The sequence below is a fragment of the Escherichia coli DSM 30083 = JCM 1649 = ATCC 11775 genome (genome assembly GCF_003697165.2).
In the GTDB taxonomy this organism is placed as follows: Bacteria; Pseudomonadota; Gammaproteobacteria; order Enterobacterales; family Enterobacteriaceae; genus Escherichia; species Escherichia coli.
Window position 1 is genome coordinate 3,413,761 of sequence record NZ_CP033092.2, and the last position, 25,087, is coordinate 3,438,847.

Annotated in this window: 20 protein-coding genes and 1 pseudogene; 11 read left to right on the forward strand and 10 right to left on the reverse strand. The window is 53.2% G+C overall.

The genetic code is table 11. From position 1 onward, the window contains the following. Complete coding sequence (gene entS, locus EAS44_RS17860; protein WP_001041795.1) at nucleotides 1–1,251, reverse strand: enterobactin transporter EntS; 1,251 nt, start codon at nucleotides 1,249–1,251, stop codon at nucleotides 1–3. A gap of 110 nt (nucleotides 1,252–1,361) precedes the next feature. Here entS and fepD point away from each other — a divergent pair, with 110 nt between their 5' ends. The 3 genes from fepD to fepC are packed head-to-tail and all read left to right on the forward strand — an operon-like array spanning nucleotide 1,362 to nucleotide 4,167. After that, nucleotides 1,362–2,366, forward strand: coding sequence for a Fe(3+)-siderophore ABC transporter permease (fepD, locus tag EAS44_RS17865; RefSeq protein WP_001346359.1), 1,005 nt, complete (start codon nucleotides 1,362–1,364; stop codon nucleotides 2,364–2,366). Next, the gene (fepG, locus tag EAS44_RS17870; protein WP_000640938.1) at nucleotides 2,363–3,355 is read left to right on the forward strand and encodes an iron-enterobactin ABC transporter permease; all 993 of its coding nucleotides are present in this window, start codon (nucleotides 2,363–2,365) and stop codon (nucleotides 3,353–3,355) included. Before fepD ends, fepG begins: the two co-directional genes overlap by 4 nt. Next, nucleotides 3,352–4,167 carry an iron-enterobactin ABC transporter ATP-binding protein gene (gene fepC, locus EAS44_RS17875; RefSeq protein ID WP_000140634.1) on the forward strand — a complete coding sequence of 272 codons (816 nt, stop codon included), beginning with the start codon at nucleotides 3,352–3,354 and terminating at the stop codon, nucleotides 4,165–4,167. Before fepG ends, fepC begins: the two co-directional genes overlap by 4 nt. Here the strand turns inward: fepC and wzz(fepE) are convergent. The 4 genes from wzz(fepE) to fes all read right to left on the reverse strand — a co-directional run bounded on the left by wzz(fepE) (nucleotide 4,164) and on the right by fes (nucleotide 10,814). Beyond that, complete coding sequence (wzz(fepE), locus tag EAS44_RS17880) at nucleotides 4,164–5,297, reverse strand: LPS O-antigen length regulator Wzz(fepE) (RefSeq protein WP_000096768.1); 1,134 nt, start codon at nucleotides 5,295–5,297, stop codon at nucleotides 4,164–4,166. The genes fepC and wzz(fepE) overlap by 4 nt on opposite strands. 215 nt (nucleotides 5,298–5,512) lie before the next feature. Further along, nucleotides 5,513–9,394 carry an enterobactin non-ribosomal peptide synthetase EntF gene (gene entF, locus EAS44_RS17885; protein ID WP_000077765.1) on the reverse strand — a complete coding sequence of 1,294 codons (3,882 nt, stop codon included), beginning with the start codon at nucleotides 9,392–9,394 and terminating at the stop codon, nucleotides 5,513–5,515. Continuing rightward, entirely contained in the window at nucleotides 9,391–9,609 is a 219-nt protein-coding gene (gene ybdZ / locus EAS44_RS17890; protein ID WP_000885787.1) for an enterobactin biosynthesis protein YbdZ, read from the reverse strand. The genes entF and ybdZ overlap by 4 nt, the downstream gene beginning before the upstream one ends. Before the next feature lie 2 nt (nucleotides 9,610–9,611). Continuing rightward, nucleotides 9,612–10,814, reverse strand: a complete 1,203-nt coding sequence (gene fes, locus EAS44_RS17895) for an enterochelin esterase (RefSeq protein WP_000125852.1) — start codon at nucleotides 10,812–10,814, stop codon at nucleotides 9,612–9,614. Between the two features lie 242 nt (nucleotides 10,815–11,056). Here fes and fepA point away from each other — a divergent pair. Then, nucleotides 11,057–13,297 (forward strand): annotated as a pseudogene (fepA, locus tag EAS44_RS17900) (siderophore enterobactin receptor FepA). 174 nt (nucleotides 13,298–13,471) lie between these two features. After that, entirely contained in the window at nucleotides 13,472–14,092 is a 621-nt protein-coding gene (gene entD / locus EAS44_RS17905) for an enterobactin synthase subunit EntD (RefSeq protein WP_001298346.1), read from the forward strand. 121 nt (nucleotides 14,093–14,213) lie between these two features. Here the strand turns inward: entD and hokE are convergent, their stop codons facing one another. After that, a complete protein-coding gene (hokE, locus tag EAS44_RS17910; RefSeq protein WP_000956465.1) occupies nucleotides 14,214–14,366 on the reverse strand; it encodes a type I toxin-antitoxin system toxin HokE in 153 nt (50 codons plus the stop codon). Here hokE and EAS44_RS25785 point away from each other — a divergent pair. From EAS44_RS25785 to ybdG, 6 genes are all read left to right on the forward strand, one after another. Next, entirely contained in the window at nucleotides 14,335–14,604 is a 270-nt protein-coding gene (locus EAS44_RS25785; protein WP_002430445.1) for a hypothetical protein, read from the forward strand. The genes hokE and EAS44_RS25785 overlap by 32 nt on opposite strands. Before the next feature lie 215 nt (nucleotides 14,605–14,819). Then, nucleotides 14,820–15,938 (forward strand): YbdK family carboxylate-amine ligase, encoded by a 1,119-nt coding sequence (gene ybdK, locus EAS44_RS17920; RefSeq protein WP_001130659.1) that lies wholly within the window; start codon nucleotides 14,820–14,822, stop codon nucleotides 15,936–15,938. 65 nt (nucleotides 15,939–16,003) lie between these two features. Next, entirely contained in the window at nucleotides 16,004–16,252 is a 249-nt protein-coding gene (ybdJ, locus tag EAS44_RS17925; RefSeq protein ID WP_000682524.1) for a DUF1158 domain-containing protein, read from the forward strand. A 64-nt stretch (nucleotides 16,253–16,316) separates the two neighbouring features. Next, a complete protein-coding gene (gene ybdF, locus EAS44_RS17930) occupies nucleotides 16,317–16,700 on the forward strand; it encodes an MmcQ/YjbR family DNA-binding protein (protein ID WP_000360950.1) in 384 nt (127 codons plus the stop codon). Between the two features lie 78 nt (nucleotides 16,701–16,778). Continuing rightward, nucleotides 16,779–17,432, forward strand: coding sequence for an oxygen-insensitive NAD(P)H nitroreductase (gene nfsB, locus EAS44_RS17935; protein ID WP_000351450.1), 654 nt, complete (start codon nucleotides 16,779–16,781; stop codon nucleotides 17,430–17,432). Between the two features lie 107 nt (nucleotides 17,433–17,539). After that, a complete protein-coding gene (gene ybdG, locus EAS44_RS17940; RefSeq protein ID WP_025857035.1) occupies nucleotides 17,540–18,787 on the forward strand; it encodes a mechanosensitive ion channel YbdG in 1,248 nt (415 codons plus the stop codon). Between the two features lie 81 nt (nucleotides 18,788–18,868). On the opposite strand, the gene pheP is transcribed toward ybdG, so the two are convergent. From pheP to cusF, 4 genes are all read right to left on the reverse strand, one after another. Further along, nucleotides 18,869–20,245, reverse strand: a complete 1,377-nt coding sequence (pheP, locus tag EAS44_RS17945) for a phenylalanine transporter (RefSeq protein ID WP_000786320.1) — start codon at nucleotides 20,243–20,245, stop codon at nucleotides 18,869–18,871. Between the two features lie 101 nt (nucleotides 20,246–20,346). Next, nucleotides 20,347–23,490 (reverse strand): Cu(+)/Ag(+) efflux RND transporter permease subunit CusA, encoded by a 3,144-nt coding sequence (gene cusA, locus EAS44_RS17950; protein WP_000573983.1) that lies wholly within the window; start codon nucleotides 23,488–23,490, stop codon nucleotides 20,347–20,349. An 11-nt stretch (nucleotides 23,491–23,501) separates the two neighbouring features. Continuing rightward, on the reverse strand, nucleotides 23,502–24,725 hold the full coding sequence (gene cusB / locus EAS44_RS17955; RefSeq protein WP_000717094.1) for a Cu(+)/Ag(+) efflux RND transporter periplasmic adaptor subunit CusB: 1,224 nt from the start codon (nucleotides 24,723–24,725) through the stop codon (nucleotides 23,502–23,504). Nucleotides 24,726–24,740: 15 nt separating this feature from the next. Further along, the gene (gene cusF, locus EAS44_RS17960; RefSeq protein ID WP_000709874.1) at nucleotides 24,741–25,073 is read right to left on the reverse strand and encodes a Cu(+)/Ag(+) efflux RND transporter periplasmic metallochaperone CusF; all 333 of its coding nucleotides are present in this window, start codon (nucleotides 25,071–25,073) and stop codon (nucleotides 24,741–24,743) included. Nucleotides 25,074–25,087 lie beyond the last annotated feature (14 nt).

Below are 25,087 nucleotides of genomic sequence, written 5' to 3' on the forward strand. Positions count from 1 at the left end.
TTAACTGTCGGACGCTGTCACCTGCGGCGGCGTCTGGCGAAAACGTCGCAACTCCACCAGCACCAGCAGCAACAACACGCCGATAATCAACAAACCAAAACCGCTCGCGCTTGCGGAAGCAACCGGTGTCATCATCGCTCCCAAACCGCCCAGCAGCGCCGCGCCTATGGCATCGCCCGTCACGTTTTGCGCCGTCCACAAACCGTTAATCCGCCCTAACATCGCTTCCGGGGTTTGCGTTTGCAGCATTGTATATTGCAGCAACGAACTAACCGCGCTCAGCCAGCCGAACAGCGCCAGACAAACCACGCCTAAAATCCACATCGGCATCAGGCCAAACAGACTAATGGCGAGGAACGCCCCCAATGTGGAGAGCAACATCAACAGACCTGGCCGTACGCTATGCGCCAGTTTTCCACTGGTTAACGCGCCAATAGCCGCACCGAGCGGGATTGCCGCATAGAGAAAGCCAATTTGCGCCGCCGACATCTGCCAGTTGTCAGCCAGCGCCGGATACAGTACCCGCACCGCGCTCGCCATCGTCAATAAACCCCCCAGCAACGCAATCCCTCCCACCAGCGGGCTGGCGAGTAGAAAACGAAATCCTGCCAGTAATGATTTCAACGGATGCTCACGCGGCTGCGGCGGTGGTGGCAACGCCGGAAGGCTTAACAACGGTAGCAAGGTAATAAATGTGCCCGCCGCCGCCAGCCCGTAGTTCCAGGCTACGCCTCCGGTCGCCAGCAGTAAACCGCCAATCATGGGCGAAATCACCGATCCCAGACGCACAGTCAACATGGTGATCGCCCCGGCCTGCATTAGGTTTTCACGCCCTACCAGTGCAGGTGTCGCCGCCAGTAGCGCCGTAACGCCAAGTGATGCGAAAAAACCATCCCATAAACCAAGTAAATAGATTGCCAGCAAAGACGGCTCCGGCAGCAGCGCATTCAGGCACAGTCCAATGAAGCCAATGCCACAGGTGCCGCGCGCCAGCAAAATCACTTTTTTACGCTCATAGCGATCCGCCAGCACACCGCCGACCATCAGGCCAACAAACATCGCGCCGCCGGTCAGCGTCACCGAAAGCCCCACCTGCCAGGTGGAATGCGTCATCATCTGGATCTGCACCGGCACCGCGACGCCGAGCAAACCCAGAGAAACAATTGAGATAAAACGAGCGAGGAATACTGCGCGAAACGCCGGGTGCGTTTTCAACAGGCTGAGGTTAAGCAGCCAGGATTGTTTATTCATTACAATGCCTTGCCATCAAATATTTTAAATATCTATTCTTAGGCTGCACATGCTAACATATCCAAATAAGATCGATAACGATAATTAATTTCATTATCATGGAAGTTCGTATGTCTGGTTCTGTTGCCGTGACACGCGCCATTGCCGTGCCCGGATTGCTGTTATTACTGATTATCGCGACGGCATTAAGCCTACTCATTGGGGCAAAATCACTCCCCGCTTCCGTAGTGCTGGAGGCGCTCTCCGGCACCTGCCAGAGCGCCGACTGCACCATTGTGCTCGACGCCCGTCTGCCGCGCACCCTTGCCGGTTTATTGGCAGGCGGTGCGCTTGGCCTTGCCGGGGCGTTAATGCAAACCCTCACCCGAAACCCGCTTGCCGATCCTGGTTTGCTTGGCGTGAACGCCGGTGCCAGTTTTGCCATTGTGCTGGGCGCGGCGCTGTTTGGTTACTCTTCCGCGCAGGAACAACTGGCGATGGCCTTCGCCGGGGCGCTGGTGGCCTCGTTGATTGTTGCCTTTACCGGCAGCCAGGGCGGCGGGCAGTTAAGTCCGGTGCGTTTAACCCTGGCAGGCGTGGCGCTGGCGGCGGTGCTGGAAGGGCTGACCAGCGGCATCGCCCTGCTTAATCCCGACGTCTACGATCAACTGCGTTTCTGGCAAGCCGGTTCGCTGGATATTCGCAATCTACATACCTTAAAAGTGGTGCTAATCCCGGTGCTTACCGCTGGAGCAACTGCGCTATTACTGAGCCGCGCGCTGAACAGTTTAAGCCTTGGCAGTGACACCGCGACGGCACTGGGCAGTCGCGTAGCGCGCACACAGTTGATTGGTCTGCTGGCAATTACCGTGCTTTGTGGTAGTGCGACGGCGGTAGTTGGCCCGATTGCCTTTATTGGCCTGATGATGCCGCACATGGCGCGCTGGCTGGTAGGTGCCGATCATCGCTGGTCGCTGCCCGTCACGCTACTCGCTACCCCTGCCCTGCTGCTGTTTGCCGATATCATTGGGCGGGTGATTGTTCCCGGCGAACTGCGCGTTTCTGTAGTCAGTGCCTTTATTGGCGCACCAGTGCTGATCTTCCTCGTACGACGTAAAACGCGAGGTGGCGCATGATTTACGTCTCTCGCCGATTAATTATCACCTGTCTGCTGTTGCTAATAGCTTGTGTGATGGCAGGCGTGTGGGGATTACGTAGCGGTGCCGTCACGCTGGAAACTTCGCAGGTATTCGCCGCGTTGATGGGCGACACGCCGCGCAGTATGACGATGGTGGTCACCGAATGGCGTTTACCACGCGTGCTGATGGCGCTGTTGATTGGCGCGGCGCTGGGCGTCAGCGGCGCGATTTTTCAGTCGCTGATGCGTAACCCGCTTGGCAGCCCTGACGTAATGGGCTTTAACACCGGGGCGTGGAGCGGCGTGCTGGTGGCGATGGTGCTGTTTGGTCAGGACCTGACGGCTATCGCGCTGGCAGCAATGGTGGGCGGCATTGTCACTTCGCTGCTGGTCTGGCTGCTCGCCTGGCGTAACGGTATCGACACCTTTCGGTTGATTATTATCGGTATTGGTGTTCGCGCCATGCTGGTGGCCTTTAATACCTGGCTGTTGCTGAAAGCGTCTTTAGAAACGGCGCTAACAGCGGGTTTGTGGAATGCCGGATCGCTCAATGGCCTGACGTGGGCAAAAACCTCGCCTTCCGCACCCATCATTATATTAATGTTAATTGCCGCCGCCTTGCTGGTGCGGCGAATGCGCTTGCTGGAAATGGGCGATGATACCGCATGTGCGCTGGGCGTCAGCGTCGAACGTTCGCGGCTGTTAATGATGCTGGTCGCCGTAGTGCTTACCGCAGCTGCCACTGCCCTGGCGGGGCCAATTTCCTTTATTGCTTTAGTCGCGCCGCACATTGCCCGCCGCATCAGTGGCACCGCTCGCTGGGGGCTAACCCAGGCGGCGCTGTGCGGGGCGCTGTTACTGCTGGTGGCCGATCTCTGCGCCCAACAACTGTTTATGCCGTATCAACTTCCGGTTGGCGTCGTTACCGTCAGCCTCGGCGGTATTTACCTTATCGTCTTGTTAATTCAGGAGTCTCGCAAAAAATGACCGAATCAGTAGCCCGTTTGCGCGGCGAACAGTTAACCCTCGGATATGGCAAATATACCGTTGCGGAAAATCTGACTGTAGAAATACCTGATGGTCACTTCACGGCAATTATCGGGCCAAATGGCTGCGGTAAATCCACGTTACTGCGTACCTTAAGCCGCCTGATGACGCCTGCTCACGGGCATGTCTGGCTGGATGGCGAGCACATTCAACATTACGCCAGTAAAGAGGTTGCACGCCGGATTGGTCTGTTGGCGCAAAACGCCACCACACCGGGCGATATCACCGTGCAGGAGCTGGTGGCGCGTGGGCGTTACCCGCATCAACCGCTGTTTACCCGCTGGCGCAAAGAAGATGAAGACGCGGTAACAAAAGCGATGCAGGCCACGGGAATAACTCATCTGGCGGATCAAAGCGTGGACACCCTTTCTGGCGGACAACGCCAGCGAGCGTGGATCGCGATGGTGCTGGCCCAGGAAACGGCAATTATGCTGCTCGATGAACCCACGACCTGGCTGGATATCAGTCATCAGATTGATTTGCTGGAACTGTTAAGCGAACTGAACCGCGAGAAAGGCTATACCCTGGCGGCGGTGCTGCACGATCTTAATCAGGCCTGTCGTTACGCCAGCCATTTGATTGCATTGCGGGAAGGGAAAATTGTTGCTCAGGGAGCACCGAAGGAGATTGTCACTGCTGAACTGATCGAGCGCATTTATGGTCTGCGCTGCATGATTATTGACGATCCGGTTGCCGGAACGCCGCTCGTGGTGCCGCTCGGACGAACGGCACCTTCAACCGCAAAGATTTAAACTAAGTGGTCTGCCATCATGGCATCCTGTTTTCTGGATGCCATCGCATGGCGCAACAGCACACCACCACAAGCCACCATCCCGCCGATCAACGCGGAAAGGATCACAATAATCGACTTACCCGGACCGTCTTTTTTTACTGGCAATGACGGTCTTAACTGATATTTAAACGGCGTAAAATTCACATCGTTGATATTTGCTTTTGTTAACTGCTCAACAAGATACTGGCGATTACGTAATTCGCCGTTCAGTTCCGCAACGTCAGTAACCGCTTTTTCAATTTCCAGTTTGCGTTCAATACCGTCAGCACCGAGAGAAATAGAGAAATCGGGGTCATCTTTAACGGCCTGACCATTACTGTATACGGGCTTTTTAATTCCTGCCGCGTTGGCAATGTCGAGTGAATAATTGAGGCGCTGAATGTTTGCATCAAGTTGATTTTTCGTTTTAATGCGATCCTGAGCCAGTTTTTCTTTTTCAAACTGGGTTTTGATCTCCAGTTTATTACGGACGTTTTCTATCGACTCTTTCACCACCAACGCAGAGATATAATCGATATACCCGGCCAACACTTTCTGTGCCTCTTCACTGGTGGGCGCGGTAAAACTTAGCGTCCAGGAGGTATACAGTGACGGTTCATCTTTTTTCTTACTGGCATTGTCATCAACCGCTTTCATTTTTTCGCTCAATGCGACGATAGCTCGATGCAAATCCAGTTCGTCGATTTTCGCCTCTTTTAATTGGTCCATCACATAAGGTGATGAGCGCAGGTACTCTTCTAGTAAGCTAACAGACTGAAACCTCTTGATAAACAGGTTAAATGCACCGCCACGGTCGATATTAATATCGAGATCAAGAACGCGGAGTTTGGTAAAGGTTTTCTCCAGGTCCTGCCACTGAATGGCTTCGGCGGGAGTAATGACGGCTGAGCTGGTCCATTTTTGCGGCAGGATGAAAGAGATCAGTAACCCTGCGCAGGCAAACGCAAAAACGACCGCCATGACCGTTTTTTTGGCCCGCCATAAAACTTCAATTAGACTAAGTAAATCAATTTCATTATTACTGGGCGACGCCAGAGGATACTCGGGAAAATGAGCTTCACTTCCCTGTTTAATATTCAGTGATGACATGGGGTATAACCTGAAAATGAGTCCAATAAGAGTAAATCTCCACGGCCCCCACTCTACCAGTTGGTGAGATTTATCCGAAGCTGAAGTTTGTAAATTACTCCCACTGAATGCAACATTCACTCTATTTCAGAGAAATACCCACCAAACTTATAAATTAAACAAATGATAAACCCATAATTATTTTCTGTAATTATGGGTTTATAGATAATATAAATTTACTTATTTAGCGTCGCACGAATAATCGGCCCAATTTTTTCAAACGCCACCGGAGAGATAATATCCACATGCGCACAATCCTGACGATAGATATCCAGCCCAGCAATCCACGGTGCCCAGGCCTGTTCAGGAGTCATACCTTCCTGAAGCGTGCGTTCGGCAACAAATAGCGTCGCTTTACCATCAAACGGTACGCTATGAGCTGTCGTCAGCAGGCGCACAGCATCAGCGTAGTTGCCTTCAATGGTGGTAAACAACTCCGTTGAAGTACTTCCCTGCTGTGCCGCCAGGAAGGCTTCGCGCTCGCGGTTAATCTCCGCCAGCACTTCCGGGTCCAGACCATTGGCTTCTTTTTCCTGCCAGTTTTGCGTTTCTGGCGGCCAGGTATCCAGCAAGCCAAGAAATGCCACCTGTTCGCCACGGGCACGCAGTCGCGCCGCAATGCCCTGCGCCAGCGTACCGCCCAGCGAATAACCCAGCAGGTAATATGGGCCGTGCGGTTGTTGTTCAAGTAACGTTGCCAGATGCGCTTCGCAGACTTCATCCAGATTCGCTGACGTCTGCATGGGGCCATGAGGGCGCGGCGACTGAATGCCGATAATCGACCATTGTGGATCGAGATAACGCGAGAGCACGCTGAACTGCCAGGCAAAACCGGATGCCGGATGGAAACAAAACAGCGTCGGACCATTACCTTCACGCAACGGCAGAATGGTTTCGAATCCCATGCGCTGGGTGCTGTCTTCTTCACCATCAATAATCGTTGCCAGTTTGGCGACAGTTGACGCGACCATCACCTGCCCCGGCGTCACCTGACGAGCAAACTGTCGACTTAACTGCGCTGCCAGTTTCATTGCCAGTAGCGAATGACCGCCAAGCGCAAAGAAATCAGCATCGGCATCCTGCACGTCACAACCCAGCAACGACGAGAATGCCGCGGCGATAATCGTTTCACTGCCCGCTTTCGGCGCACGCCCAGGCGCTTGTGCCTTCAGTTCAGGCAACGGTAAGGCTTTGCGATCCAGCTTGCCGTTGGCGCTAAGTGGTAACTGTGGAAGTTGCAGCAGAACCACCGGTACCATATGTGGTGGCAATGTTTCACGAAGCTGCGCCTGTAATGCGCTGGTATCCAACGGCAGACCTGATTGCGACACCAGATAGCCCACCAACTGACGCGCATCACCACCAGTGGCTGCCGCCTGGTTAATCACACAGGCGTGGGTAACGGCTTGTTCGACATCCGGCAGCGCCTGCATCACGCGATCAATTTCGCCCAGTTCGATACGCTGCCCGCGAATTTTTAGCTGATCGTCACTGCGCCCGAGGTACTCCACTGCGCCGTTATCCAGCCAGCGAGCCACATCGCCGGTACGGTACATCCGTTCACCTGGGGCAAAAGGATCGGCAATAAAGCGGCTGGCGGTCAGATCGGGTCGTCCAAGATACCCCTGCGCCAGTTGAATACCGGTGAGATAGAGATCTCCCACCACACCCGGCGGCACCGGATGCATCATCGCATCGAGAATGCGCAGGCCCGTATTCCACACCGGATAACCAATCGGCACACTGCTGCCGCGCACCTCTGCCAGTTCCTCGCCAAAAGCCGGATACCAACTGACATCTACCGCCGCTTCCGTCGGGCCATATAGATTATGCAACGGCGCGCCGGTTAACTGTTGCCATTCGCGGCATAAATCAGCCGGTAAGGCTTCACCACTACAGAAAACCTGTTTCAACGTCGCGCAACTCTGGCGAGCGGTTTGCGGCGTCAGCGATGCAACAAATGCCGCCAGCATCGACGGCACAAAGTGCGTGGTCGTTACGCCATATTCGGCAAAGAATTGCTGCATAGCGAGCGGGTCGCGGTGCGCTTCCGGTTCAGCCATCACAAGTTTCGCCCCGGCAATAAACGGCCAGAAAAACTCCCACACCGAGACATCAAAACTGCACGGCGTTTTTTGGGCAACGACATCTTCGCCTGTAAGCGGGTAATGGTTTTGCATCCAAAGCAGGCGATTAACGATAGCCGTCTGCCCGACCATTACCCCTTTTGGTCTGCCGGTGGAACCGGAGGTGAAGATGATATAAGCCGTGTGGTGCGGTTGTGAAAGCTGCAGCGGCGCACTGCCCTGTGGGGTAAGCGGGGCGTTATAGCAAAGGCTGGTTAAATTAGGGATATCGCTAAAGCGCGGCAGTTGATCGTCAGTGGTGATTAACAGCGACGGACGCGCATCTTCCAGCATCATTTTCAGGCGATCGTCCGGATAGCCGGTATCCAACGGTAGCCAGGCCGCACCAGCTTCAACTATCGCATGTAGCGCCAGGGTCAAAAAGACCGAGCGCGGTAGCGCCACCGCCACGCTGTCGCCCGGTTTAACGCCGCGCTCACGCAGCAGATTCGCCAGCGCCACCACCTGCTCGCGCATTTCCCGATAGCTGAACTGGTAACGCGCATCTGCCAGCGCCGGAGCATCCGGTGTTTTTGCCGCTTGTTCTGCCACCAGCGCGCTCAGCGTGGTTTCTGGAATCTCAACCTGAGTGGCGTTGATCTGCGCCAGCTGCGCATACTCGCCTGGCAACATAATATCGACATCGCCGCACAACAGCGACGGATCCGCGGCGAACTGCGCAATCAGCATTTTCAGGCGTTCAGCGTGTTGAATTAACGTTGGCTCATCGTAACGCTGTTTATTGGCGAGGATCTCAATACTCAAATCACCGTGTTCATCCGGGAACAGGGCCAGTTCAAGGTCATTAACCGGACCGGTTGCCAGGGTATGGGTTTGCGCCTGAACACCAGGAATATCCAGTTGGTAATCAAATACCTTGATATTGAGTACCGGACCGAACAGCGGTTCCTCTCCTGCCGCTCGCCCGCTGTCACGGACAATTTGTTCGGCATCGTAACGTTGATGGCGACGCATTTTTTTCAGTTGAGCCGCCAGTCGGGTTGCCAGTTGCGGCAGCGTTTCTTGCGCCGCAATGTGAATACCCAATGGCAAAACGTTGAGCACGGGTCCGGTAGCCGTCAGCGCCGCCGAGCCCAGTCGACGCATAAAGATAAATCCGGCAGCGTAGTCCATGCGGTTGCACAATCGCCCCAGCCACAAGGCTGCCAACGCAAGTGCTAAATCGGTACGCTGCACACCTGAAAGTTGCGTAGCCAGCTGGCGGAATTCCCCGTTGGTAAATTCCAGTTTCAGGCGCAAAATATCTGCCGAAGCGCTGCGCCCCGGTAAAGGTGCCGGAGAAAGTGACGCGGGCGGTGGTAGTTGACGACGCTGTTCCGCCCAGAATGCCGCATCACGCTGCCAGGCTTCACTTTCGCGGTACTGCTGATACTCTTCCACTACATCAGCGAAAGGCGTAAACGGCGAAGCAGGCGTTGGTTCGCCACGCAGCAATGCGCAGTAAATGTTGGCGATCTGGCGTGTAATGGCCGGGAAACTGAAGCCATCGACCAGCAAATGGTGATAACGCTGATACCAGTACCAGCGGTTATCCGCCACCTGTATCAGTTGATGAAAGACCAGTGGTTTACCACTATCGACGCGCAGATCTTGTTGCAAATCCGCCTGCATTAATGCCCGCGCAGTACCGTGCGGATCAATGTTGGTTCGCAGGTCGATAATTTCTGGCAGTTCGAACGTCTGCGCATCATCGACCCACTGCCAGACTTCGCCGTTATCTTCCGTAAAACGCATCCGCAACGTATCTGCTTGCGCTAGTCCGGCAACCACCGCGCGGGCCAGTAGTGGCGCATCAACCTCTCCGGTTAACTCAACGTAATGCGCCACGCTCCAGGCGGAGGGTAAATCCGACAGTTTTTCTGCCATCCAGATGCCGGGCTGTGCGGCGACCAAAGGTAAATGCTGGCTCATTGTGCCTCCTGCAACTGGGTGAAATTCGCCGGTGTCAGAGTACGCCAGTGGGCTTCCAGCCACTGCTGGCAGGACGCCTGTGACTGCGGCTGACACACAACGTCCCAGCCTGCCGGTAAGGCGCATTGTTGCGGCCACAGACTGAATTGCCCCTGCGCATTGCGCAAAATGTAAAACGCTCCCTGTGGATCATCGAAGGGATTACTGAATGCCATATTCAACTCCTGTCATGGAAAAGTGGTTGCCAGAGGTCGATTAGCCCCTGCATCAAGCCACCGCGCCAACAAAGCGCATCATGTCCGCCGTCAACCTGACGCCAGAAAATGGATTCTTTTAGGGGGTGTAATTGCGCATACAGCGCCTGATTGGCCTGCATGATCATCGGCTCGCGAACACCCGCTTCCAGCACAATGCGCAGACCTTCGGCGCTAACTTCACCAGTATTTAGCTGTTCAAGTAACATGCCCTCTTGGTGCCCGCCCCGATGCGGCCACCAGTACGAACCTGACTGGCTTAATACACAGCCAAAGCGTTCAGGCCAGTGCAGTCCGGCATACAGCGCGGAAAGCCCACCAAAACTCTGTCCGGCGACCACGGTGCGATCGGCGCGATCGCTAAAAGGGGCAATAGCTTTCACCTGGGGTAATAACTCTTGCTGTACTGCCAGCCAGAAATCCGCATTACACGGCAGTTCGTGGGCGCGGTGCGTGGTGTCGATAGCGTCGATCAACACATACACGGCGGGCGGAAGTTGCCGACGATGGGTCAGCGAAGTCAGCGCAGGCCAGACGGGCATACTCTGCGCCCAAAATTCGCCATCAAGCAAAACTGCCAGCGGGCGTTCTTCTGCTGTTGCATCGCCGGTGGTAAAAATCCATACACGGCGTGAATTTTTCAACCGTTCACTTTTCCAGATAATTTCTTTGGCAGGCGTTTCTGGCGCTTGCGGACAATCCCATCCCGGTTGCAGAGACGCTTGCGGCATTTCGAGTGCAGAAACAGCGTGCCCTCGCCCGCCTTTCCAGCTTTGTGGATTCAGCGGATCGGCTATCGCCTGGGGTAATAGTTTTCGCCAGCCTTCGCGTAATTCGAGGCGATCGGGGGATGGTGCAGAAAAAATGTCATCGCGTTCAGTAGGAATAAAGCAGTAGCTGCCACGCCAGTTGGCATTGAGTTGTGTCGTCCACTGCCAAACATCGGTTCCTGCAATTCGCTGCATCGACCGGGGCTGGCTGTTCTGATGGTGATCGGTCACGCCAGTGATATAGACCCATACGCGCTTTATCGTCGAGTATTCTTCAGAACCCTGGGGATCACGCCACCAGAAAGTGACCTCAAACATTTCGTCATTCAGACGTTGCCATTCCGGGCCATGTTTCGACTGCCACCAGCTCTCACTTCCTACTTTTAACGCCGTCACACCATAACCCCATGTTTACTGTGCAATTTTTTATTGATTGCAGAAATATATTGATAATATTATTGATAACTATTTGCATTTGCAATAGCGTAATGGCGCGCCGTGGGAAGCGCGGACATTAATTAATCAGCTGCACTGCGTGTCTTTCAGGATCAAAGGTTTTCGCGGTAGCGGGATGCGTCGTGTTGATGACGACCATGCCCGACAGTTGCAATTCGTGGCAAAAATGCAGGAATAAAACAATGAACAAGAAGATTCATTCCCTGGCCTTGTTGGTCAATCTGGGGATTTATGGGGTAGCACAGGCACAAGAGCCGACCGATACTCCTGTTTCACATGACGATACTATTGTTGTTACCGCCGCCGAGCAGAACTTGCAGGCACCTGGCGTTTCGACCATCACCGCAGATGAAATCCGCAAAAACCCGGTTGCCCGCGATGTATCGGAGATCATTCGTACCATGCCTGGCGTTAACCTGACCGGTAACTCCACCAGTGGTCAGCGTGGTAATAACCGCCAGATTGATATTCGCGGCATGGGTCCGGAAAACACGCTGATTTTGATTGACGGCAAGCCGGTAAGCAGCCGTAACTCTGTGCGTCAGGGCTGGCGTGGCGAGCGCGATACCCGTGGTGATACCTCCTGGGTGCCGCCTGAAATGATTGAACGTATTGAAGTTCTACGTGGTCCGGCAGCTGCGCGTTATGGCAACGGCGCGGCGGGCGGCGTGGTTAACATCATTACCAAAAAAGGCAGTGGTGAGTGGCACGGCTCCTGGGATGCTTATTTCAATGCGCCAGAACATAAAGAGGAAGGTGCCACCAAACGCACCAACTTCAGCCTGACCGGTCCGCTGGGCGACGAATTCAGCTTCCGCTTGTATGGCAACCTCGACAAAACCCAGGCTGACGCGTGGGATATCAACCAGGGCCATCAGTCCGCGCGTGCCGGAACGTATGCCACGACGTTACCAGCCGGGCGCGAAGGGGTGATCAACAAAGATATTAATGGCGTGGTGCGCTGGGACTTCGCGCCTCTGCAGTCACTCGAACTGGAAGCGGGCTACAGCCGCCAGGGTAACCTGTATGCGGGTGATACGCAGAACACCAACTCTGACGCTTACACTCGCTCGAAATATGGCTATGAAACCAACCGCCTGTATCGCCAGAACTACTCGCTGACCTGGAACGGTGGCTGGGATAACGGCGTGACCACCAGCAACTGGGTGCAGTACGAACACACCCGTAACTCGCGTATTCCGGAAGGTCTGGCGGGCGGTACCGAAGGGAAATTTAACGAAAAAGCGGCACAGGATTTTGTAGATATCGATCTTGATGACGTGATGCTGCACAGCGAAGTTAACCTGCCGATTGATTTCCTCGTTAACCAAACGCTGACGCTGGGTACAGAGTGGAATCAGCAACGGATGAAGGACTTGAGTTCCAACACCCAGGCACTGACCGGAACGAATACCGGCGGTGCTATTGATGGCGTGAGTGCCACCGACCGTAGCCCATATTCAAAAGCAGAAATTTTCTCGCTGTTTGCCGAAAACAATATGGAGCTGACTGACAGCACCATCGTAACGCCGGGGCTGCGTTTCGATCATCACAGTATTGTCGGCAATAACTGGAGCCCGGCGCTGAACATATCGCAAGGTTTAGGCGATGACTTCACGCTCAAAATGGGCATCGCCCGCGCCTATAAAGCGCCGAGCCTGTACCAGACTAACCCAAACTACATTCTCTACAGTAAAGGTCAGGGCTGCTATGCCAGCGCGGGCGGCTGCTATCTGCAAGGTAACGATGACCTGAAAGCAGAAACCAGCATCAACAAGGAGATTGGTCTGGAGTTCAAACGCGACGGCTGACTGGCGGGCGTGACCTGGTTCCGTAACGATTATCGCAATAAGATTGAAGCGGGCTATGTGGCTGTAGGGCAAAACGCAGTCGGCACCGATCTCTATCAGTGGGATAACGTACCGAAAGCGGTGGTTGAAGGTCTGGAAGGATCGTTAAACGTACCGGTTAGCGAAACGGTGATGTGGACCAATAACATCACTTATATGCTGAAGAGTGAAAACAAAACCACGGGCGACCGTTTGTCGATCATCCCGGAGTATACGTTGAACTCAACGCTGAGCTGGCAGGCACGGGAAGATTTGTCGATGCAAACGACCTTCACCTGGTACGGCAAACAGCAGCCGAAGAAGTACAACTATAAAGGTCAGCCAGCGGTTGGACCGGAAACCAAAGAAATCAGTCCGTACAGCATTGTTGGCCTGAGCGCGACCTGGGATGTGACCAAGAATGTCAGTCTGACCGGCGGCGTGGACAACCTGTTCGACAAACGTTTGTGGCGTGCGGGTAATGCCCAGACCACGGGCGATCTGGCAGGAGCCAACTATATCGCAGGTGCCGGGGCGTATACCTATAACGAGCCGGGACGTACGTGGTATATGAGCATTAATACTCACTTCTGAAGCTAACGTCAGATTGTTGACAAAGTGCGCGTAGTTCATGCCGGATGCGGCGTGAACGCCTTATCCGGCCTACAAAAATCTTGCCAATTCAATATATTGCAGGACCACGTAGGCCTGATAAGCGTAGCGCATCAGGCAGTTTTGCGTTTGTCATCATTCTCTAATATGGTTGACATGAAAACTACGCATACCTCCCTCCCCTTTGCCGGACATACGCTGCATTTTGTTGAGTTTGATCCGGCGAGTTTTCGCGAGCAGGATTTACTCTGGCTGCCGCACTACGCACAACTTCAACACGCTGGACGTAAACGTAAAACAGAGCATTTAGCCGGGCGGATCGCTGCAATTTATGCGCTGCGGGAATATGGCTATAAATGTGTGCCTGCAATCGGCGAGCTACGCCAACCTGTGTGGCCTGCGGGGGTATACGGCAGCATTAGTCACTGTGGGACTACGGCATTAGCCGTGGTTTCCCGTCAACCAATTGGCATTGATATTGAAGAGATTTTCTCTGCACAAACCGCAAGAGAATTGACAGACAACATTATTACACCAGCGGAACACAAGCGACTTGCAGACTGCGGTTTAGCCTTTCCTCTGGCGCTGACACTGGCATTTTCCGCCAAAGAGAGCGCATTTAAGGCAAGTGAGATACAGGCCGCTCAAGGTTTTCTGGATTATCAGATAATTAGCTGGAATAAACAGCAGATCATCATTCGACTAGAGGATGAGCAGTTTGCTGTGCACTGGCAGATAAAAGAAAAAATAGTCATAACGCTGTGCCAACACGATTAATTGACAACATCTGGTACGATTCGCCCGCAGCCATCACTGACCGCGGGCGAAAGTGTAAAGCAGGTGCCTTACCACCCTGACCTGACAACCGGATATGCGGGGATTGCTCCCCGCACAACGGCTACTTCTTCGGTTCGTAAGCGAGAACAGCCTTAAACTCAATATTACGTTCCTTTACGGTAAACTCACACAGCGAGTCTCCGACCAGAAGCGTAAATCCCAGCACCGTTAAACACAGCACTATGACTGCCACAAGGGCATATTTCGTCAGCATGTTTATATTGCCTCCATGCGAAGAAGGGACTACCATCCAAATTGTTCAGGTTTGGGTAGGTAGCCCCAGGGTTGATAGAAATATCGTCCTGGGGCTTCATCTTTCCAGACCTCAGAGTAAACCTGAAACCGGAAAGCTTCAGGCACCCGCAGTTATCTTACCCTTCCTTAGCAAAATAACTGTTTATTTATACAGTGAGTCCTGTTTCGGACTTCTCACTCCTCATTTAATCAACTGAAGCTGAACCCGTTTTTTTCTGCATGCCTCAATCGTCAAAATTCTTCGCCGCCAGCCAGCTATAACGCAACTGGTCATATTGCAAAAGTAGCCAAATTGCTTCAGTCACCATCAGTTCACCATCGCCAAAAAAAAGAAACATTCCAGAACTTCCGCATCTCACCCGGCCGCTCCCACTTCTATACTGAATAGAAAACGCCAATATAAGAGAAACCTATGCCATTACCCGATTTTCATGTTTCTGAACCTTTTACCCTCGGTATTGAACTGGAAATGCAGGTGGTTAATCCGCCGGGCTATGACTTAAGCCAGGACTCATCAATGCTGATTGACGCGGTTAAAAATCAGATCACGGCCGGAGAGGTAAAGCACGATATCACCGAAAGTATGCTGGAGCTGGCGACGGATGTTTGCCGTGATATCAACCAGGCTGCCGGGCAATTTTCAGCGATGCAGAAAGTCGTATTGCAGGCAGCCGCAGACCATCATCTGGAAATTTGCGGCGGTGGCACGCATCCGTTTCAGAAATGGCAGCGTCAGGAGGTATGCGATAACGAACGCTATCAACGAACGCTGGAAAACTTTGGCTATCTCATCCAGCAGGCGACCGTTTTTGGTCAGCATGTCCATGTTGGCTGCGCCAGTGGCGATGACGCCATTTATTTGCTGCACGGCTTGTCACGGTTTGTGCCGCACTTTATCGCCCTTTCCGCCGCGTCGCCATATATGCAAGGAACGGATACGCGTTTTGCCTCCTCACGACCGAATATTTTTTCCGCCTTTCCTGATAATGGCCCGATGCCGTGGGTCAGTAACTGGCAACAATTTGAAGCCCTGTTTCGCTGCCTGAGTTACACCACGATGATCGACAGCATTAAAGATCTGCACTGGGATATTCGCCCCAGCCCCCATTTTGGTACGGTGGAAGTTCGGGTGATGGATACCCCGTTAACCCTTAGCCACGCGGTAAATATGGCGGGATTAATTCAGGCCACCGCCCACTGGTTACTGACGGAACGCCCGTTTAAACATCAGGAGAAAGATTACCTGCTGTATAAATTCAACCGTTTCCAGGCCTGTCGCTATGGGCTGGAAGGCGTCATTACCGATCCGCATACTGGCGATCGTCGGTCACTAACGGAAGCCACCTTGCGTTTACTGGAAAAAATCGCCCCTTCTGCACATAAAATTGGCGCATCGAGCGCAATTGAAGCACTGCACCGTCAGGTCGTCAGTGGTCTGAATGAAGCGCAGCTAATGCGTGATTTCGTCGCCGATGGTGGCTCGCTAATTGGGCTGGTGAAAAAGCATTGTGAGATCTGGGCCGGGGAATAAGTCGGGAATTGCCTTACAGAAGAATATCCCTGACAATGGTGTTTTAACTTACATTTAACAATGTTATGAAACACCCTTTAGAAACCTTGACCACCGCAGCAGGCATTTTGCTGATGGCTTTCCTCTCTTGCCTGCTGCTGCCCGCCCCCGCACTGGGGCTAACGTTGGCACAAAAACTGGTGACCACGTTCCATCTGATGGATCTTAGCCAGCTTTACACTTTATTGTTTTGTCTGTGGTTTTTAGTGCTGGGCGCTATTGAGTATTTTGTTCTACGCTTTATCTGGCGACGCTGGTTCTCGCTGGCGGATTAAACGTCGATTATCGCCGAACTTCGCGGCATACTTTGCTTATTCTCCTTCGCCTAAAGGAACATTTATGGATAAGCAATCACTGCACGAAACGGCGAAACGCCTGGCTCTTGAGTTACCCTTTGTCGAGCTTTGCTGGCCTTTTGGCCCGGAGTTCGATGTTTTTAAAATTGGCGGCAAGATTTTTATGCTGTCGTCGGAGCTGCGCGGCGTCCCCTTTATCAATCTGAAGTCCGATCCACAAAAATCCCTGCTAAATCAGCAAATATACCCAAGCATCAAGCCTGGGTATCACATGAATAAAAAGCACTGGATTTCGGTGTATCCCGGCGAGGAAATCTCTGAAGCGTTACTTCGCGATCTGATCAACGATTCGTGGAATCTGGTGGTTGATGGTCTGGCTAAACGCGATCAAAAAAGAGTGCGTCCTGACTCAACCGTAAATCAATAGCGCATTTTTCTCGCTTACCATTTCATCTCGATCCTTGTAATCTGCTGGCACGCAAAATTACTTTCACATGGAGTCTTTATGGATATCATTTCTGTCGCCTTAAAGCGTCATTCCACTAAGGCATTTGATGCCAGCAAAAAACTTACCCCGGAACAGGCCGAGCAGATCAAAACTCTACTGCAATACAGCCCATCCAGCACCAACTCCCAGCCGTGGCATTTTATTGTTGCCAGCACGGAAGAAGGTAAAGCGCGTGTTGCCAAATCCGCTGCCGATAATTACGTGTTCAACGAGCGTAAAATGCTTGATGCCTCGCACGTCGTGGTGTTCTGTGCAAAAACCGCGATGGACGATGCCTGGCTGAAGCTGGTTGTTGACCAGGAAGATGCCGATGGCCGCTTTGCCACGCCGGAAGCGAAAGCCGCGAACGATAAAGGTCGCAAGTTCTTCGCCGATATGCACCGTAAAGATCTGCATGATGATGCAGAGTGGATGGCAAAACAGGTTTATCTCAACGTCGGTAACTTCCTGCTGGGCGTGGCGGCGCTGGGTCTGGACGCGGTGCCCATCGAAGGTTTTGACGCCGCCATCCTCGATGAAGAATTTGGTCTGAAAGAGAAAGGCTACACCAGTCTGGTGGTTGTTCCGGTGGGTCATCACAGCGTTGAAGATTTTAACGCTACGCTGCCGAAATCTCGTCTGCCGCAGAACATTACCTTAACCGAAGTGTAATTCTCCCTTGCCGGGCATCTGCCCGGCTATTTCCCCTCAGATTCTCCTGATTTGCATAACCCTGTTTCAGCCGTCATCATAGGCTGCTGTTGTATAAAGGAGACGTTATGCAGGATTTAATATCCCAGGTTGAAGATTTAGCGGGTATTGAGATTGATCACACCACCTCGATGGTGATGATTTTCGGTATTATTTTTCTGACCGCCGTCGTGGTGCATATTTTTTTGCACTGGGTGGTACTGCGGACCTTCGAAAAACGCGCCATCGCCAGTTCACGGCTTTGGTTGCAAATCATTACCCAGAATAAACTCTTCCACCGTTTAGCTTTTACCTTGCAGGGGATTATCGTCAATATTCAGGCGGTATTCTGGCTACAAAAAGGCACCGAAGCGGCAGATATTCTGACTACCTGCGCGCAGTTGTGGATCATGATGTATACGCTGCTTTCAGTCTTCTCGTTGCTGGATGTGATTTTGAATCTGGCGCAGAAATTCCCGGCGGCATCTCAGTTACCGCTGAAAGGGATTTTTCAGGGGATTAAACTGATCGGCGCGATTCTGGTCGGCATTTTGATGATCTCGCTGCTGATTGGTCAGTCGCCAGCGATTCTGATCAGCGGTCTTGGTGCAATGGCTGCCGTGCTAATGTTGGTATTTAAAGATCCGATTCTTGGTCTGGTGGCAGGTATTCAGCTTTCCGCGAACGATATGCTGAAACTGGGCGACTGGCTGGAGATGCCGAAATACGGCGCGGATGGCGCGGTGATCGATATTGGGTTAACCACCGTCAAAGTACGTAACTGGGACAATACCATTACCACTATTCCCACCTGGTCTCTGGTTTCTGACTCCTTTAAAAACTGGAGCGGGATGTCAGCATCTGGCGGGCGACGTATTAAGCGCAGTATCAGTATTGATGTCACCAGTATTCGTTTTCTTGATGAAGACGAAATGCAACGTCTGAATAAAGCGCATTTGTTAAAGCCTTATTTAACCAGCCGCCATCAGGAAATTAATGAGTGGAATCGCCAGCAAGGTTCTACGGAGTCGGTATTAAACCTGCGCCGAATGACCAATATTGGAACCTTTCGTGCCTATCTGAACGAATATCTGCGGAATCATCCGCGGATTCGCAAAGATATGACCTTAATGGTGCGCCAATTAGCTCCGGGCGACAACGGTTTACCGCTTGAGATCTACGCGTTTACCAACACCGTGGTGTGGCTGGAATATGAAAGCATTCAGGCTGATATATTCGATCACATATTTGCGATTGTCGAAGAGTTTGGTCTGCGACTTCATCAGTCGCCAACCGGCAATGATATTCGCTCTCTGGCGGGTGCATTTAAGCAGTAATTAAAAAAACCGCTCTCATCGAATGGGTGAGAGCGGCTTTCAGATTGTTGACATCATTTTGTCGGATGCGGCGTGAACGCCTTATTTCCGACGCAGCGTTTTAAATGCTACAAACAGGAATACAATCCACACCGGCAGCAGAATCGCTGACAAGCGCATATCATCCATCGTGCACATCAGCAGCAAAATCATGCCGAGGAAGGCGATGCAAAGATAGTTGCCGAACGGATAGAGCAGCGCCTTAAACTGTGTTTCACGCCCCTGACGACGCATCGCTGCACGAAAACGCAGATGCGCCAGGCAGATCATAATCCAGTTCAACAGCAGCGTTGCTACCACCAGCGCCATCAGCAGACCAAACGCTTTTTGCGGCAGCAGATAGTTGATTAACACCACCAGCGAAGTGATCGCTCCGGAAAGCATCAGCGAGTTAATCGGCACGCCGCGACGGCTGACGCGAGTCAAAAACTTTGGCGCATTACCCTGCACAGAAAGGCCAAACAGCATGCGGCTGTTAGAGTAAACCCCGCTGTTATACACCGACAGCGATGCCACCAGAATGACGAAGTTCAGCGCAGAAGCTACCACGTTGCTGTCGAGATTATGGAAAATCATCACAAACGGGCTACTGTTGGATTTCACTTCCACCCACGGGTAGAGCGCCAGTAAAACCACCAGTGAACCGATATAAAACAGCAGGATGCGATACACCACCTGATTCACTGCTTTAGGGATGCTTTTTTCCGGATCGCGCGCTTCAGCCGCAGTAATCCCAATCAGCTCCAGACCGCCGAAGGAGAACATAATTACCGCCAGCGACAAAATCAGTCCATTCCAGCCGGTGGCAAAGAAACCGCCATAGCGCCAGAGGTTATCGATACTGGCTTTCTCACCGCCGTGCCCAGAAAACAGCAGCCACAGGCCAAAGCCGATCATACCGATGATCGCCAGCACTTTAATCAGCGCAAACCAGAACTCGGTTTCGCCATATAAGCGCACGTTCACCAGGTTAACGGCGTTGATGATAATAAAGAAGGCGGCAGCCCAAATCCACGTTGGAACATCCGGGAACCAGTACTGCATATAGATGCCCGCAGCGGTCAGCTCTGCCATTCCCACCAGCACGAACATTACCCAGTAGTTCCAGCCAGAGAGGAAGCCCGCAAACGGTCCCCAGTATTTATAGGCAAAGTGGGCAAATGAACCGGATACCGGCTCTTCGACCACCATCTCGCCGAGCTGGCGCATAATCAGGAAAGCGATGATCCCGGCGACGCCGTAGCCCAGCAATACAGCCGGACCCGCCATCTGAATCGCCGGGCCAATGCCAAGAAACAGACCAGTACCAATTGCGCCACCCAGCGCAATCAGTTGAATATGACGGTTATGTAATCCGCGATGAAGCGTCGGCTCTTGATTCGACGCAGTATCTTCCGATACGGTTGACGCGTTTTTCACGCCTTTCCCCTGTGTGTCTTTTTTGTTGAGGGGCACCTTTTAACATTTAGTGCCCATCGTCGCAAGACACAATCCACACGGTTAAACGGGGTATCCTGCTTTTATTTCCGTACCCGATGTCGGTGCAGCCACATCAGCTTATACGCCGCCGGGATAATAAACAGCGACAGCAAAGGCGCGGTGATCATGCCGCCAATCATCGGCGCGGCAATCCGGCTCATCACCTCTGACCCTGCTCCTGTTCCCCACAGAATCGGCAGCAGACCAGCGATAATCACCGCCACCGTCATCGCTTTTGGGCGCACGCGCAGTACCGCGCCGTGATATAACGCCTCATCCAGCTTCTGCTCGCTGAATGTTTGCGGATTATTCAACGACGGCTCGGCCTCTATGGCGTGACGTAAATACATCAGCATCACCACGCCAAATTCGGCGGCGACCCCGGCAAGGGCAATAAAACCGGTGCCCGTCGCCACGGAAAGATGAAAGCCCATCCACCACAGCAACCAGATGCCGCCCACCAGCGCAAACGGTACGCTGCTGATAATCAGCAACGCTTCGCCCACCCGACGGAACGCCAGATACAACAGCACGAAGATGATCATCAGCGTCATCGGCACCATCAGTTTCAGCTTATGGTTGGCGCGCTCCAGTAGCTCGAACTGCCCGGAGAATGCCACGCTGGTGCCCGGTTTTAACTGCACTTTTTCAGCTATCGCTTTTTGCAGATCGTGAACCACCGACACCATGTCACGATCGCGGGCATCGATATAAATCCAGCTCGTCGGGCGCGCATTCTCGGTTTTCAGCATCGACGGTCCGGTAGAGACTTTAACGTCGGCCACGTCCGCCAGAGTGATTTGCTGCTTCATCGGCGTGAGGATCGGCAACTGGCGCAGTGCCTGCGGGCTATCGCGCCAGCTTTGCGGATAACGCAGATTAATTGGATAACGAGCAATCCCTTCCACCGTTTCGCCAACCATCGCCCCGCCCACCGCAGAAGTCACAAACAACTGCACATCCGCCACCGTCATACCGTAACGCGCGGCTTTTTCACGGTTAATCTCAACGTTGATATAACGCCCACCTTCCAGACGCTCAGCAAGCGCAGAAGCCACGCCTGGCACCGTTCGCGCCACTTCTTCAATTTGCTCCGCCATCGTGTCGATATCCGCCAGCACAGTGCCGGAAACTTTAATGCCAATAGGGCTTTTAATGCCAGTCGAGAGCATATCGATACGGTTACGAATTGGCGGCACCCACAGATTCGCCAGCCCCGGCAGACGCACGGTGTTATCCAGTTCCTCAATGATTTTGTCCATCGTCATGCCAGGCCGCCACTGATCCTGCGGCTTAAGCTGGATAGTCGTTTCTACCATCTCCAGTGGAGCTGAATCGGTGGCGGTTTCCGCTTTCCCGGTTTTGCCAAATACCCGCGCCACTTCCGGTACGCTCATAATCAGCTTGTCGGTTTTTTGCAGCATGCTCGCCGCCTCCGCTGCGGAAATCCCCGGCAGCGTCGATGGCATATACAACAAGTCGCCTTCATTGATCTGCGGTAAAAATTCCCCGCCAACTTTATTGAGCGGCCAGAGAACCGTCAGCACCGAAAGCGCTGCCACCAACAGCGTGGTTTTCGGCCAGTGCAGTACTTTCAGCAACAGCGGATGATAAACACGAATCAAAAAGCGATTGAGCGGGTTACTGCTTTCTGGCGGAATTTTGCCACGGATCCAGTAGCCCATCAGGATCGGGATCACTACGATCGCCAGTAGCGCCGCGCCCGCCATCGCATAGGTTTTGGTGAACGCCAGCGGGCCAAACAGACGACCTTCCTGCCCTTCCAGGGTGAAAATCGGGATAAACGACAGCGTGATAATCAGCAGACTGATAAACAGCGCCGGCCCCACTTCAACAGATGCATCGGTGATCACCTGCCAGCGCGTTTTATTATCCAGCGTGGCGTCAGGATGCTGGTGCTGCCACTCTTCCAGCCGTTTATGCGCATTCTCGATCATGACGATAGCGGCATCGACCATCGCCCCGACGGCAATCGCAATGCCACCCAACGACATAATATTGGCGTTCAGTCCCTGAAAGTGCATGACAATAAAAGCAATACACAACCCCAGCGGCAACGAAATAATCGCCACCAGCGCCGAGCGCACATGCCAGAGAAACAGCGCACAGACTACCGCCACCACAATAAACTCTTCCAGCAACTTGCCGCTGAGGTTGTCAATGGCGCGGTCAATGAGCTGACTGCGATCGTATGTTGTAACTATCTCCACGCCTTCCGGCAGACTGCTTTTCAGCGTTTCCAGTTTGTCCTTCACGGCGGCGATCACTTCACGGGCGTTTTTGCCGGAACGCAGGATCACCACCCCGCCCGCCACTTCGCCTTCGCCGTTCAGTTCGGCAATGCCCCGGCGCATCTCCGGGCCAACCTGGACCTTCGCAACATCACGCAGATAAACGGGCACGCCATTTTCACTGGCTTTTAAAACGATGTGATTAAAGTCGTCGAGCGTTTGCAGATAGCCGCTGGCGCGCACCATATATTCCGCTTCCGCCAGTTCGATCGACGAACCGCCCGCTTCCTGGTTTGAAGCATCCAGCGCGCTTTTTACTTCGGCGAGACTGATGCCATACTGCGCCAGGCGCTGAGGATCGATAACCACCTGATACTCTTTCACCACACCGCCCACCGACGCCACTTCCGCAACGTCAGGGATGGTTTTTAGCTCATATTTGAGAAACCAGTCCTGCAATGAGCGTAAATCGGCCAGATCGTGCTTACCGCTGCGATCCACCAGTGCATATTCATAGATCCAGCCAACACCCGTGGCATCTGGCCCCAGCTCGGCGCTGACTCCCGCAGGCAGCTTACCCTGTACCTGGTTGAGGTACTCCAGCACCCGCGAGCGCGCCCAGTACGGATCGGTGCCATCTTCGAAAATGACATACACATAAGAGTCGCCAAACTGCGAGAAACCGCGCACAGTCTTCGCGCCAGGCACCGACAACATGGTGGTGGTTAGCGGATAAGTCACCTGATTTTCAACGATTTGCGGTGCCTGACCGGGATAGCTGGTTTTAATAATCACCTGTACATCGGAAAGATCCGGCAGTGCATCCACTGGCGTGTTAATGATGGTCCAGGTGCCCCAGATACTCAGAAACAACGCGCCCATCAGCACCAGAAAACGGTTCGCCACCGAGCGACGAATAATCCATTCAATCATTGGCTATTCCCTCAATGCGCATGGGTAGCACTTTCAGAGCGCATCCGCTCCAGTGCGCCAGAAATATTGGCTTCAGAATCAATCAGGAACAGGCCGCTGGAAACCACCTTTTCACCTTCCGCCAGACCAGAGCGTAACGCGGTGACGCCTTGCGATGCCTGGAAAACGGCAACGCGTTTCGGTACAAAGCGCCCGTCAGCATCAACGGTAATCACCCGCTGTTCGTTGCCGGTATCAATCAGCGCCTGTGACGGAATGAGCAGCATCGGTTCGCTGGCGGTATTGAGTTGCAACCAGGCGTTCATGCCCGGTTTTAGCGCCTCGTCGGCGTTGTCGACTTCCAGACGCAGTTGCAGCGTGCGGGTCGCAGCATCCACGCCAGGTAGCAGCGTCCATTTGCGGATGGTGAGTGTTTTATCAGGTCGCGCCGGAACGGTGAGCGTAAACTGCGAGGCATCTTTCACCAGCCAGGCGATGGACTCCGGGATCGCAGCAGTGACCCACACCGGGTCCATACCCTGAATTTTCGCGACCACGTTATCTTTGGCGATATTCATTCCCGCGCGCAGATCAAACGCGGTGATCACGCCATCAATGGGCGCTTTGAGCGTAAAGCGAGTCTGGATTTTTTGCGTGGCGATCAGACGGCGAATATCAGCCTCCGGCATTCCCGCCAGTCGCAGTCGCTCAAGAATGCCTTCAGTCTGGGTCGCCGTACCGCCGGTTTCGCGCAGCAGTAAATACTCACTCTGCGCTTCCACCCAGTCGGGAATGGTCAGGTCGAGAAGCGGCGCGCCCTTTTGCACTTTATCGCCCACGGTAAGCGGATACACCTTGTCGATAAACCCGGCGGCGCGGGCCTGCACAATGGCATACTGATACTCGTTGTAACTGACATTTGCCGGGAAACTCTGGGCAAAAGTCAGCGGCCCACGCGTGACGGTCGCCGTTTTCACCCCCAGATTCTGCGTCTGAGTCGGGTCAATGCGCACACCAGATGCAGAACTCTCTTCATCGGCATATTTCGGCACCAGATCCATATCCATAAACGGCGATTTCCCTGGTTTATCGAACCGCGTATTGGGATACATCGGGTCGTACCAGAATAAGACTTTACGTTCTGCGGTCGACGTTTTTTCTGCGGGCAGTTCAGCCTTTGCAAACCAGGTAAAACCTGCCGCAGAAATAATACCGCCCGCGATCATGCTGCCGATAATAAGCGCGATTTTTTTCATCTCATTAAACCTGGGTTACTGGCTGACTTTAATATCCTGTAATAAAGAAAGGCTGCCCTGCTGGACAAAATTAAACGCCACTTTGTCGCCGGTTTTAATTTCGCTCATTTTCGTCTGCGGGGTGATGGTAAAGCGCATGGTCATCTCCGGCCAGTTCACGGCAGCAATCGGATCGTGATGGATGGTGATTTTTTTGCTTTCCAGATCAACACCTTTTACCACACCAGTGGCGCTAATAACCTGTGGTTGTGCTTCGCTCATGGTTTCATGATGATGTTCGTTAGCCTGGGCATTAAAGCCAATAACGGTAAACAGACTAAACATTGCGACTTGCAGTGCTTTTTTCATTTATTCTCTCCTGG

Coding starts and splice junctions, on each gene's coding strand:
- entS (WP_001041795.1), bottom strand. CDS start 1,251: ATGAATAAACAATCCTGGCTGCTTAACCTCAGCCTGTTGAAAACGCAC.
- fepD (WP_001346359.1), top strand. CDS start 1,362: ATGTCTGGTTCTGTTGCCGTGACACGCGCCATTGCCGTGCCCGGATTG.
- fepG (WP_000640938.1), top strand. CDS start 2,363: ATGATTTACGTCTCTCGCCGATTAATTATCACCTGTCTGCTGTTGCTA.
- fepC (WP_000140634.1), top strand. CDS start 3,352: ATGACCGAATCAGTAGCCCGTTTGCGCGGCGAACAGTTAACCCTCGGA.
- entF (WP_000077765.1), bottom strand. CDS start 9,394: ATGAGCCAGCATTTACCTTTGGTCGCCGCACAGCCCGGCATCTGGATG.
- ybdZ (WP_000885787.1), bottom strand. CDS start 9,609: ATGGCATTCAGTAATCCCTTCGATGATCCACAGGGAGCGTTTTACATT.
- entD (WP_001298346.1), top strand. CDS start 13,472: ATGAAAACTACGCATACCTCCCTCCCCTTTGCCGGACATACGCTGCAT.
- EAS44_RS25785 (WP_002430445.1), top strand. CDS start 14,335: ATGACTGCCACAAGGGCATATTTCGTCAGCATGTTTATATTGCCTCCA.
- hokE (WP_000956465.1), bottom strand. CDS start 14,366: ATGCTGACGAAATATGCCCTTGTGGCAGTCATAGTGCTGTGTTTAACG.
- ybdK (WP_001130659.1), top strand. CDS start 14,820: ATGCCATTACCCGATTTTCATGTTTCTGAACCTTTTACCCTCGGTATT.
- ybdJ (WP_000682524.1), top strand. CDS start 16,004: ATGAAACACCCTTTAGAAACCTTGACCACCGCAGCAGGCATTTTGCTG.
- ybdF (WP_000360950.1), top strand. CDS start 16,317: ATGGATAAGCAATCACTGCACGAAACGGCGAAACGCCTGGCTCTTGAG.
- nfsB (WP_000351450.1), top strand. CDS start 16,779: ATGGATATCATTTCTGTCGCCTTAAAGCGTCATTCCACTAAGGCATTT.
- ybdG (WP_025857035.1), top strand. CDS start 17,540: ATGCAGGATTTAATATCCCAGGTTGAAGATTTAGCGGGTATTGAGATT.
- cusA (WP_000573983.1), bottom strand. CDS start 23,490: ATGATTGAATGGATTATTCGTCGCTCGGTGGCGAACCGTTTTCTGGTG.
- cusB (WP_000717094.1), bottom strand. CDS start 24,725: ATGAAAAAAATCGCGCTTATTATCGGCAGCATGATCGCGGGCGGTATT.
- cusF (WP_000709874.1), bottom strand. CDS start 25,073: ATGAAAAAAGCACTGCAAGTCGCAATGTTTAGTCTGTTTACCGTTATT.